General features: G+C 66.7%; 12 protein-coding genes and 2 tRNA genes. 4 read left to right on the top strand and 10 right to left on the bottom strand.

Annotated features, from left to right (window positions below; all coding sequences use genetic code 11):
- Positions 1 to 141: 141 nt before the first annotated feature.
- The gene (locus tag ACWELQ_RS24600) at positions 142 to 642 is read left to right on the top strand and encodes a pyridoxamine 5'-phosphate oxidase family protein (RefSeq protein WP_452399405.1); all 501 of its coding nucleotides are present in this window, start codon (positions 142 to 144) and stop codon (positions 640 to 642) included.
- A gap of 102 nt (positions 643 to 744) precedes the next feature.
- Here ACWELQ_RS24600 and ACWELQ_RS24595 read toward each other — a convergent pair.
- The 4 genes from ACWELQ_RS24595 to ACWELQ_RS24580 form a co-directional block, all read right to left on the bottom strand.
- Positions 745 to 817 (bottom strand) — tRNA-Glu (locus ACWELQ_RS24595).
- Between the two features lie 66 nt (positions 818 to 883).
- A tRNA-Gln gene (locus tag ACWELQ_RS24590) sits at positions 884 to 955 on the bottom strand.
- A 134-nt stretch (positions 956 to 1,089) separates the two neighbouring features.
- The gene (gene gltX, locus ACWELQ_RS24585; RefSeq protein ID WP_452399404.1) at positions 1,090 to 2,556 is read right to left on the bottom strand and encodes a glutamate--tRNA ligase; all 1,467 of its coding nucleotides are present in this window, start codon (positions 2,554 to 2,556) and stop codon (positions 1,090 to 1,092) included.
- A 13-nt stretch (positions 2,557 to 2,569) separates the two neighbouring features.
- Positions 2,570 to 3,343: a fumarylacetoacetate hydrolase family protein gene (locus ACWELQ_RS24580; RefSeq protein ID WP_452399403.1), complete on the bottom strand. Its 774-nt coding sequence runs from the start codon at positions 3,341 to 3,343 to the stop codon at positions 2,570 to 2,572.
- A 327-nt stretch (positions 3,344 to 3,670) separates the two neighbouring features.
- Here ACWELQ_RS24580 and ACWELQ_RS24575 point away from each other — a divergent pair, with 327 nt between their 5' ends.
- Complete coding sequence (locus tag ACWELQ_RS24575; protein ID WP_452399402.1) at positions 3,671 to 4,849, top strand: MFS transporter; 1,179 nt, start codon at positions 3,671 to 3,673, stop codon at positions 4,847 to 4,849.
- Positions 4,850 to 5,136: 287 nt separating this feature from the next.
- Here the strand turns inward: ACWELQ_RS24575 and ACWELQ_RS24570 are convergent, their stop codons facing one another.
- Together ACWELQ_RS24570 and ACWELQ_RS24565 are read right to left on the bottom strand one after the other, a co-directional pair.
- On the bottom strand, positions 5,137 to 6,144 hold the full coding sequence (locus ACWELQ_RS24570) for a 3-isopropylmalate dehydrogenase (RefSeq protein ID WP_452399401.1): 1,008 nt from the start codon (positions 6,142 to 6,144) through the stop codon (positions 5,137 to 5,139).
- Between the two features lie 127 nt (positions 6,145 to 6,271).
- Positions 6,272 to 6,583, bottom strand: coding sequence for a hypothetical protein (locus ACWELQ_RS24565; RefSeq protein WP_452399400.1), 312 nt, complete (start codon positions 6,581 to 6,583; stop codon positions 6,272 to 6,274).
- Positions 6,584 to 6,643: 60 nt separating this feature from the next.
- Between ACWELQ_RS24565 and ACWELQ_RS24560 the strand changes: the two genes are divergently transcribed.
- Complete coding sequence (locus ACWELQ_RS24560) at positions 6,644 to 6,886, top strand: hypothetical protein (protein WP_452399399.1); 243 nt, start codon at positions 6,644 to 6,646, stop codon at positions 6,884 to 6,886.
- 23 nt (positions 6,887 to 6,909) lie between these two features.
- A complete protein-coding gene (locus tag ACWELQ_RS24555; RefSeq protein ID WP_452399398.1) occupies positions 6,910 to 7,152 on the top strand; it encodes a hypothetical protein in 243 nt (80 codons plus the stop codon).
- Between the two features lie 70 nt (positions 7,153 to 7,222).
- Here the strand turns inward: ACWELQ_RS24555 and serA are convergent, their stop codons facing one another.
- The 4 genes from serA to ACWELQ_RS24535 form a co-directional block, all read right to left on the bottom strand.
- The gene (gene serA, locus ACWELQ_RS24550) at positions 7,223 to 8,821 is read right to left on the bottom strand and encodes a phosphoglycerate dehydrogenase (RefSeq protein WP_452399397.1); all 1,599 of its coding nucleotides are present in this window, start codon (positions 8,819 to 8,821) and stop codon (positions 7,223 to 7,225) included.
- Between the two features lie 236 nt (positions 8,822 to 9,057).
- Positions 9,058 to 9,459, bottom strand: coding sequence for a globin domain-containing protein (locus tag ACWELQ_RS24545; RefSeq protein WP_452399396.1), 402 nt, complete (start codon positions 9,457 to 9,459; stop codon positions 9,058 to 9,060).
- Positions 9,460 to 9,515: 56 nt separating this feature from the next.
- Complete coding sequence (locus tag ACWELQ_RS24540; RefSeq protein WP_452399395.1) at positions 9,516 to 10,244, bottom strand: DivIVA domain-containing protein; 729 nt, start codon at positions 10,242 to 10,244, stop codon at positions 9,516 to 9,518.
- Positions 10,235 to 10,933: FAD-binding oxidoreductase (locus ACWELQ_RS24535; protein WP_452399394.1), on the bottom strand; the 699-nt coding region annotated here is incomplete at its 5' end. The genes ACWELQ_RS24540 and ACWELQ_RS24535, both read right to left, overlap by 10 nt.

Raw genomic sequence — 10,933 nt, 5'->3', positions numbered from 1 at the left:
CAGCCCGCCCGCCGCCACCTGCCGCACCCCCAGCGTCCCAGCCGTCACGACAGCCCCAGCGGCCGCCCAGCGGTCCTGGGGCTTTTTCATGCCCGACGGGCACTGTGACCGGGCTCATACGCCGTAAATTACAGTCGGCCCATGGGAGTTAATCAACGCGCGCAGATCGTGATGTCAGATGCTGAGATCACCGAATTCATCGAGCGCAGCCGCATCGCCACCATGGCCACCCTGAGCGCCACGGGCGCGCCCCACCTGGTCGCCATGTGGTACGCGGTGATCGATGGCGAGATCTGGTTCGAGACCAAGGCCAAGGCCCAGAAGACGGTGAATCTGCGCCGTGATCCGCGCATCACCGTGATGCTCGAGGCCGGCGACACCTACGACCAGCTGCGCGGAATTTCCCTGGAAGGCCGCGCCGAGGTCATCGAGGATCCCGAAGCCCTGTTCAAAGTGGGAATCAGCGTGTGGGAGCGCTACACCGGGCCATACAGCGAAGAGATGAAACCGTTCGTGGACCAGATGCTGCACAAGCGCGTGGCCGTGCGGGTGGTGCCCGAACGCATCCGCAGTTGGGATCACCGCAAACTCGGCCTGCCCGCAATGCCCAAGGGCGGCACCACCGCTCAGCCTTTGGACTAGTGCCGCTGAGCCTTCGGGCTAGTTCCACTACTTGAACCGAGAAAGTCGCACACCGCGAAAAAGTGAAGGCCCCCAGCCGATTGGCTGGGGGCCTTCACCTTGTAGTCCCGACGGGATTTGAACCCGCGCTACCGCCTTGAGAGGGCGGCGTCCTAGGCCGCTAGACGACGGGACCAGGAGTTGAGATTCCGGCGGTTTCCACCACCGGAGCTTCTCGAATCGAGAGCCGGAGCTCTCGCAGCTGGGGTACCAGGACTCGAACCTAGAATGGCTGAACCAGAATCAGCTGTGTTGCCAATTACACCATACCCCATTGACCTGGGCTTTCAGGCTCTCCCCGGGGGAAGTTCCTGGTCGCTTTCCGGCCGAGAAGAAGATTAGCAGCAACCTACCGTAGATACACAAACCGGCTGGTCAGAGGCCGGTTTGTGCACCTTTTCGGCAATCTCAGGCGAGCTCGGCAGCGGCTGCGCGGAGCCGATCCAGGGTCAGCTCCCGGCCCAGCAGTTCCAGCGACTCGTAGAGCGGCGGGCTGATGTGCGATCCGGTCACCGCGACGCGCACAGGCGCGAACGCCTTGTTCGGCTTGAGACCCAGGTCCTCGATGAGCGCGCCCTTGAGCGCCTCCTCGAGCGGAACCGCAGTCCATTCGGAAACGCCTTCCAGCGCTTTCACCGTCGCCTGCAATACCGGGGCGGCGTCCGCCTTCAGATTCTTCGCCTTCGCGGCCTCGTCGATCACGAAGTCTTCGGGCTTGATGAACAGGAACTTCAGCAGATCCCAGCCTTCGCTCAACACCTTCATCCGGGTCTGCACGAGATCGGCCGCCGTTTCGAACAGCTTCTCGTCGATCTCGGCGCCGATATGTCCGTGTTGCGTGAGGTACTCACGCAGTCGGTGAGCAAAATCACCGGGGGTCAACCGACGAATATGTTCGCCGTTGAGCGCATCGGCCTTCTTCTGATCGAATCGCGCCGGATTCGAATTCACCTTCGAGATATCGAAGGCTTCGACCATCTCCGTCATGGAGAAGACATCATGATCATCCGCGATGCCCCAGCCGAGCAGCGCCAGATAATTCAGCAAACCCTCCGGAATGAAGCCCCGGTCGCGGTGATGGAAGAGATTCGACTCCGGATCACGCTTGGACAACTTCTTGTTGCCCTGACCCATCACGAACGGCAGGTGCCCGAACTCCGGGGTGAACTCGGCGACGCCGATTCGGATCAGCGACTCGTAGAGCGCGAGCTGCCGCGGAGTGGAGGACAGCAAATCCTCGCCGCGCAAAACGTGGGTGATCTTCATCATCGCGTCGTCGACCGGGTTGACCAGCGTATAGAGCGGATCACCATTACCGCGGGTGAGCGCGAAATCGGGGACGACGCCCGCCCGGAAGGTGGTCTCGCCGCGCACCAGGTCGTTCCAGGTGAGGTCGTGGTCGGGCATGCGCAGCCGGATCACCGGGTTGCGGCCCTCGGCCTTGTAGGCGGCGATCTGCTCAGGGGTGAGGTCACGGTCGAAGTTGTCGTAGCCCAGCTTGGGATCCCGACCGGCGGCCTTGTGACGGGCCTCGACTTCCTCAGGCGTGGAGAAGGATTCGTAGGCCTCCCCCGCCACCAGCAGGCGCCGCACCACATCGAGATGAATGTCACGCCGCTGCGACTGCCGGTACGGCTCGTAGGGGCCGCCGACCTCCGGGCCCTCGTCCCAGGTGAGGCCGAGCCAGCGCAGGGCGTCGAGGATGGCCGCGTAGGACTCCTCGGAATCGCGTGCGGCGTCGGTGTCTTCGATGCGGAAGACGAAGGTGCCGCCGTGGTGGCGTGCGAAGGCCCAGTTGAACAGGGCGGTGCGGACCAGTCCCACATGCGGTGTGCCGGTGGGAGACGGGCAGAAACGTACCCGGACGTCGGTCATGGCTCTCTCTCGTTCAGCGTTTGGCGGCAACGGGATTGGACAGGGTGCCGATACCGGACACGGTGACCGAGACGGTCTGACCGGCCTGCAGCGGCCCCACGCCCTCGGGCGTGCCGGTGAGGATGACATCGCCGGGGAGCAAGGTCATTACGGTGGTCACCCACTCGATCAGCTTCGGAATATCGTGCAGCAGAAGTGAAGTGCGACTGCGCTGCTTCACCTGGCCGTCGACCTCGGTGACGATCTCCAGATCCGAAGGGTCCAGCGAGGTCTCGATCCACGGGCCGAGCGGGCAGAAGGTGTCGTAACCCTTGGCGCGGGTCCACTGGCCGTCGTGGCGCTGCTGATCGCGGGCGGTGACGTCGTTGGCGACGGTGTAACCCAGGATCACCTCGTTCGCGCGGGCGGCGGGCACGTCCTTGCAGGGGCGGCCGATCACGATCGCCAGCTCGCCCTCGTAGTCCACCTGAGAAGAACTGGGCGGCAGGATGATCGGCGCGTTCGGGCTCTGAATCGAGGTGCTGGGCTTCATGAAGATGACCGGGTCGGCGGGGGCGGGGCCGCCCATCTCCTCGGCGTGCGCGGCGTAGTTCTTGCCGATGCAGATCACCTTGCTGGCCAGGATGGGGGCGAGCAGGCGGACGTCGGCCAGCTGCCAGCTGCGACCGGTGAAGGTCGGGGTGCCGAACGGGTGTTCGGCGATTTCACGGGCGACGGCTGACGAATCGTCTCCTTCGATACTGACGAAAGCGACTCCATCTGGGCTGGCAACTCGACCTAGGCGCATGGTTGGCATCCTATCGACCGGCTTCGACCTGCCCGAACGCGCCCGACCGCGGGGCAGGACCGGGCCGCGGGGTGGTGGTGGCGTGACGACTCGGGCGGGGCGAATGTCACGGTGGCATCCCCGCCCGCATCGCCCCGAGTCCATTGTGGAAAGCGCTTATACGCAAGGCAACTCACTTTTCGCCACCCCTCTCACAAGATCGATAGCGGGGTGTGAGCAAACTGACAGCTCGTCCCGGAAATCGTCTTGCGCCTCAGGTGTACCGTAGGGTCCGATGTTCAAAGAGTAAGACATTGGTTCCACATAGTGAGACGCGAGGTGAGGGTCATGACCACCGTGACACAGATTGGTGCGACGCGACGGTGGAGCATGCTGGCCCTCGGCGTCTTCGCGCAGACCTCCACCGCAGTAATGACCAACGGCGCCCCCTTCCTGCTGCCGTCACTGACTCAGCGCGGAATGTCGCTGGCCACGGCCGGTCTGCTGGTCGCCATGCCGCTGGTCGGGCTGTGCTGCACGCTGATCGCGTGGGGCTGGATCGTCGATCACGTGGGCGAGCGCGCGGCCCTGGTGGCCGGTCCCGCGATCATGTTCGTGACCGGTGTCGCGGCGGCCTGCGTCACGAACTACGTTGCGCTGGGGGCATTGCTGTTCCTGGCGGGAGCGGGCGGCGGCAGCACCAACGGGGCCAGCGGCCGGGTCATCGTGGGCTGGTTTCCCAAGGATCAGCGCGGGCTGGCCATGGGCATCCGGCAGACGGCACAACCGCTGGGTGTGGCCGTCGGCGCGGTGACCATCCCCGCCGTCGCTGCGGCACACGGCTTCTCGATGGCCGTGCTGGTACCGGCGGTCATGGCGGGCGTGGCGGCGATCAGCTGCCTGGTCGGGATTGTGGATCCGCCGCGGCCCGAATCCGCCGGGGGCGCAGGACGACCCACGAACCCCTACCGCGGGGATTCGACGCTGTGGCGCATTCACGGGGTGTCCATTCTGCTGGTCATCCCCCAGGCCACCATCTGGACGTTCGGTCTGCTGTGGCTGCACCGCGATGTCGGAATGTCGCTGGCGGCAGCGGGCGCGCTGGTCACCGGCACCCAAATCGTGGGCGCGGCAGGGCGAATCGGCGCGGGGATCTGGTCGGATCGGGTCGGCAGCCGGTTGCGGCCGCTGCGCACGGTGGCCGTGATGGCCGTTATCTCCATGTCCGCCTTGGCCGTATCGGCGTGGGCGCACTGGTGGTGGGCGGCCATCCCGATCCTGGTGGCGGCCTCGGCGATCACGGTGGCCGACAACGGCCTGGCCTTCACCGCGGTGGCCGAGATCGCGGGTCCGTACTGGTCAGGGCGTGGCTTGGGCATCCAGAACACGGGGCAGAACCTGGCCGCGGCCGCGATCGCCCCGGCCTTCGGCGCACTGATCACGATGTCCGGTTTCCCGATCACATACGCGCTGGCCGCGTTGATCGCCTTGGCGGCAGTCCCGTTGGTGCCCACCGGTTCCCGTTGATGTGCTGATCTTCGGCAAATCAGGAAGAGCTGCGCCCGTTACGTTTTCGCATCCGAATGCAATGATGCGAGATGTCTCACTGCCCCAGCAGGTTTGACGAAATCACTTCCCAGGATGGCATTTCGGTCACGATTAGGGAACGGGCGAGGGGTGTGACGCGGTCGGATTTCGATCATTCGACACTGGTACGAACCAGTGAATCACCTTGCCGCCGTCGATATTCGGCCACGGAAACCGACAAGCCCCCGTCCCCGCATCGGCGGGAACGGGGGCTTGACCGTTTTGTCCTACAGCGAGGCGGCGATCCGGTCGCCGATCGCGACGGTGGAGGCGGCGCCCGAGCGCGACTCCAGATCCTTGGCGACGGCGGTCTCGATGCGCGCGGCCTCCTCGGCCTTGCCGAGGTGGTTCAGCAGCAGCGCCACCGACAGGATCGCGGCGGTCGGGTCGGCCTTGGACTGGCCCGCGATGTCCGGGGCCGAACCGTGCACCGGCTCGAACATGGACGGGTTGGTGCCCGAGGCGTCGATATTGCCGGAGGCGGCCAGGCCGATGCCACCGGAGACCGCGGCGGCCAGGTCGGTGATGATGTCGCCGAACAGGTTGTCGGTGACGATCACGTCGAAGCGGCCCGGGTCGGTGACCATGTGGATGGTGGCGGCATCGATGTGCTGGTACGCGGTTTCGATGTCCGGGTACTCCGCGCCGACCTCGGCGACGGTGCGCGACCACAGCGAACCGGCGAACGCGAGGACGTTGTTCTTGTGCACCAGGGTCAGGTGCTTGCGGCGCTTGCGGGCGGTCTCGAAGGCGTAGCGGACCACGCGCTCGACGCCGAAGCGGGTGTTGGTGGAGACCTCGGTGGCCACCTCGTGCGGGGTGTTGACGCGGATCGCGCCGCCGGTGCCGGTGTAGGGGCCTTCGGTGCCCTCGCGCACGACCACGAAGTCGATGTCCGGGTTGGCGGCCAGCGGGCTGGTGACGCCCGGGTACAGCCTGGAGGGGCGCAGGTTCACGTGGTGATCCAGCTCGAAGCGGGTGCGCAGTAGCAGGCCGCGCTCGAGCAGGCCGCTCTGCACCGACGGGTCGCCGATCGCGCCGAGCAGGATGGCGTCGTGCTGCTTGAGCTCCGGGATGACATTGTCCGGGAGGATCTCGCCGGTGGCATGGAACCGCTTGGCTCCCAGGTCGTATTCGGTCTTCTCGACACCGGGCACCACCGTGTCGAGCACCTTGAGGGCCTCGGCGATGACCTCGGGACCGATACCGTCGCCCGGAATGACAGCCAGTTTCATGAAATCCATGCTCCGTTCGTGATCCGCTCCGTGCTGGCAGGAGAGTCCATCGGCCACCCTAGCGGGTACCGGTTCCACCCCTTTCACCAGGGCGAATGACTCCCAACCAGTGGGACGGCCGAGGGGTTCAGGGCTGGATTCCGGCGCGGCGGCATTCCTGTCGCACCTTGAGCGAGAGCGCGTCCTGCTGCCCCGACACCGTCCGGCACCACTGTTGCGCCTGGTCCCCGCAGGCCCGCTGCTGCTGCCCGCCCATCGACCCCGCGGAAAGCACTGCGACGCAGCCGTTCTCGGAGCGGCTGTAGTCGGGCCGGTGATCCAAGACGGTCCACAGCACCGCCCCGGCCAGCAGCAGCACGGCGACGAGCACGGTACCGATCACCAGATTACGGCGTTCCCGCCCGGTCAGCGGCTCGGTGGGCGGCGTCTTTCCACGCATTCACCAATAATCGACGAGAAACCCGCCCGCTTCACCCGATTCGGGCGCGAAAATCAACTCATGAACGCGTCGTACCCGCTCCACTCGACCGTCCACTGTGTCGTCACCGGACATGGAGCCCACTGGGTTTCGGTCCGCACCGCCTCGGGCCGGTCCGGCACCATCGAATGCGATCTCCTGCACGAACGCTCCGGCCCCTGCCGCGACGGCGTGTGGCCCCGCATCGGCGACCACATCTCCTGCACGGTGCTCGGCTACACCCGCAACGGCCTGATCCGCTTCGGCGCCCCGACGCCGGAGTGACCGCGCCGGGTAGGGTTCGGCAGATGTTCGACAATCTCCGACTCGAGCGCAAACTCATTCGCCTGGAACGCAAGATCGATCTCATCATCGAGCACCTGGGCATCGCCGATCCGACCGGGACCGTCAATTACACCGAGATCGACGAACTCCTCCAGCGCGGCAAGAAGATTCACGCCATCAAGGCTTACCGCGAACAGGACCCGACGGCGAGCCTGGTCGAAGCCAAGGACGTGATCGAAGCCCGAGCCGCCCGCCGCGACCGCTGACCCGCACCCCGAACAGCACTGTGCCCCTGCCGTTTCCACGGCAGGGGCACAGTTTTTCAGACGGTGCGCGTCAGCTCAGGTCGACCTGGGCGACCTTGGCAGCGCCGACGGCCTCGGCGATAGCGTTCTGGACCTCGGCGGGCACGTCCTTGTTGACGCGCAGGATGACGGTGGCGCCCTCGGCGTCGAGGTCCTGGGTCATCTGGGCTGCCTGGATGTCGATGCCGGCGTCGCCGAGCTTGGTGGCCAGGCGGCCGAGCTGACCCGGCTTGTCCTCGTAGTTGACGACGGCCAGGTTGAGGCCCTCGGCGCGCATGTCGTAGTTGCGGCCGTTGATGTTGACGATCTTCTGGACCTGGTGCGGCTCGGTCAGGGTGCCCGCCACGTTCAGGGTGCGGCCGTCGCCGAACACGGCGCGCAGGTCGACCAAACTGCGGTGGGTCGGGCTCTCCGAGACGGTGGTGACGGTGGCCTCCAGGCCGCGGTCCTTGGCCAGCGACGGGGCGTTGACGAAGGTGACCGAGTCCTCGATGAGGGCGGAGAAGACGCCGCGCAGGGCCGAGAGCTCAAGCACCGCAACATCATTGGCGGTCAGCTCGCCGCGCACCTGGACCTCGAGCGAGACCGGCAGCTCGTCGGCGAGGGCGCCCAGCAGCGCGCCCTGCTTGCGAACGATCTCCAGCCACGGGGCGACCTCTTCGGTGACCGAGCCACCGGTGACGTTCACCGCGCCGGGCACGAACTCACCGGCGAGGGCCAGCTGCACCGACTTGGCCACATCGGTGCCCGCGCGGTCCTGGGCCTCGGCGGTGGAGGCGCCCAGGTGCGGGGTGACGACGACCTGCGGCAGCTCGAACAGCGGGCTGTCGGTGGACGGCTCGGTCTCGAACACGTCGATACCGGCGGCGCGCACGTGACCCGAGGTGATGGCGTCGGCGAGCGCCTGCTCGTCGATCAGACCGCCGCGGGCGGCGTTGACGATGATGACGCCCTTCTTGGTCTTGGCCAGGGTCTCCTTGTTCAGCATGCCCTTGGTCTCAGGAGTCTTGGGCAGGTGAATGGAGATGAAGTCGGCGCGCTCGAGCACCTCGTCCAGGGTCAGCAGCTCGATGCCCAGCTGGGCGGCGCGGGCCGGCGAGGTGTAGGGGTCGTACGCGACGATCTTGGTCTCGAAGGCGGCGAGACGCTGCGCGAACAGCTGGCCGATGCGGCCCAGGCCGATGACGCCGACGGTCTTGCCGAAGATCTCGACACCGTTGAACTTGCTGCGCTGCCAGGTGTGCTCGCGCAGGGTGGCGTCGGCGGCCGGGATCTGACGCGCGGCGGCCAGCAGCAGGGTGACGGCGTGCTCGGCGGCGGTGTGGATGTTGGAGGTCGGGGCGTTGACGACCATGACGCCGCGCTCGGTGGCCGCGGGCACGTCGACATTGTCGAGGCCGACGCCGGCGCGCGCGACGATCTTCAGGTTCTTACCGGCCTCGAGCACCTCGGCGTCGACGGTGGTGGCCGAACGCACCAGCAGCGCATCGGCTTCCGGCACGGCCGCGAGCAGCTCGGGGCGGTTGGGGCCGTCGACCCAGCGAACCTCGACGCCGGAGCCCAGCGCGTCGACGGTCGACTGGGCGAGCTTGTCGGCGATCAGAACAACAGGGCGGCCTGCTTGGCTCACGGTGAGGTACTCCTGAGGAAGGGATCCGGCGGTGCTGGATTCAGTGATTAACGGCCGCCAGCTTAATGGGCTTGATTCCAGGGTGTTTTACCGCCTGGTAGGCAACTGCCATCAAAGCTGTGAACTGCGGGTTTCCGAACCGATATATGAATACGGGCCGGTTGGTCGAGTTACTTCCGAATGGGAGAAGCCGGTCCCGCGCTGTGGCATCGGAACCGGCTTCCCACGAGCACGACTCAGGCGGCGACTTCGGCCGACAGCATCAGATCCGCGACCGCGCCGTATGCCGCGGTCCAGGTCTGCGCGAGTTCCGGCGTCCAGCCGTCACCCAGGAAGTGCTCGAGGGTGGCGAGCAGCGAGGCACCCGCCACCGGATAGTGCTCGGCGACGACGCCGAGGCGGGCGTGGTGCGCACCCAACTGCTGCACGAACGACGGATCGTCCGCGAGGGTCTGCACATTCGTGACGATCCGGGCCAGACCCGACAGGAAGCGCTCCCGCTGCGGTCCCAGATCTTCGGCGAACATGCCCCGCACCTCGGGGTGCGCGGCGAAGAGATGGTCGTAGAAGTACTCGACGGCCTGCGGGCCGATCGCGTCGACCTGCTGCCAAATGGACTGCAACGCTTCGATATTCACAGGGATGCTCCCCAATTCCGTTTCTCGCGTGGGCTGTTGCGATGGGTCGATGCCGTTCAGTGCTGTGCGGCGTGCTCCACACCCGCGGCCGGTAGGCCGGAGGGGAACGAATCACCGGGCAGCACACCGACGATGGCTCCCGGCAGCGGCAACAGGGCCAGCTTGTCGACCTCGATGTTCAAGGTCGCGACAATGGCCTGCAACTGCGACCGCAGCAGCTCGGAGTAGGCGCGCAGCTGCTCGTGGCGCTGATCCTCCAGCTCCGGGTCCGGGAAGCCGGCTCGGGTGGAGCCCGCGGAATCCCTTGCCCGCTGCAGCAATTCGCGCTGCTGGGCGCGCGCGACCGACATCAGGTCGCGCGCATGCTGTTCGGCCTGTTCGACAATGGCGTCGGCGGAGAGCTGCGCGCGGTTGAGCACGTGCACGGCGCGGGCACTGATGCCCAGCTCGTCCTTCTCCAATTCGTCCTGCAGCCTGGCGATCTCCCAGTGCGCGTTGGCCAGCTGCTGTTGCAGCTCTGCCACCTCACCGGCCGACGCCATGGTCTGCATCTGCATCGACAGGGCCTCGCTCTTGGCCGACAGCTGCATGTTCTCCCGTTGCAGCCGGGCCAGTTCCGGGGAATTGCTGGTCAGGGTGAGGTTGCGGTTCTCGCGGGTGAGCCGGGTCATGGCGGAGCGGACATGCTCGAGGAAGCGGTCGACCTCCTCGGCGTCGTAACCCTTGCGGCCCAGGCGCGCGTTCTTGAAGCGAACGGAACGAATGTCGTCGGGCTTCACATCCATTGGGCCACCTTGTTCCTGTTGGACTCGGCCGTGTTGGCAACCGGCGCCTGTCCGAACGTCTCGAATCTGATTGCGTGGCGCGGCATTCCGGCGGTGGTCAGGGCCGTCACGGTGGCATTGACCATGGCGGGCGATCCGCACACCAGCGCGGTGGTGCCGGTCAGATCGCGGCCGCGCGCGGCCACCGCGCCGACGGTGCCCTGAACGCCGTGGAAGCCGGGATCCTCGGAAACCACAGGGGTATAGGAGAACCAGGGATTGTCGGTGAGCGCCGTGAGCGCCTCGTGGTCGTAGAGGTTCCACGCCGTGCGCACGCCGTGCAGCAGTTGCACGCGCGGCACGGTCGCGTGCCCGGCCTCCTGCGCGAAGCGATCGACCAGGGCGCGCAACGGGGCCAGGCCCGAGCCGCCCGCGATCAGCAGCAGGTTGTCCACCGCGTCGGACGGGATCTGGAAGGCGGTGCCGACGGGCGAGCCGAGCCGGACCTGATCGCCGGGGCGGACCTGCCGGGCGAAGGTGGTGCTGACCTCGCCGCCGTCGACCACCTGGACGTGGATCTCGAAGGTGCCGTCCGGGCGCGGGGCATTGGCGGGCGAGTAGTAGCGCCACAGTCGCGGCCGCTGCGGGATCTCGATCGCGAGCGACTGGCCCGCCGCATAGGTGTAGGGCAGCTGCGGGCGCAGCGTGTG

Source organism: Nocardia sp. NPDC004722 (genome assembly GCF_053601505.1).
Note: the sequence above shows the minus strand (reverse complement) of the source record. Positions and strands in the feature narration are given on the sequence as shown.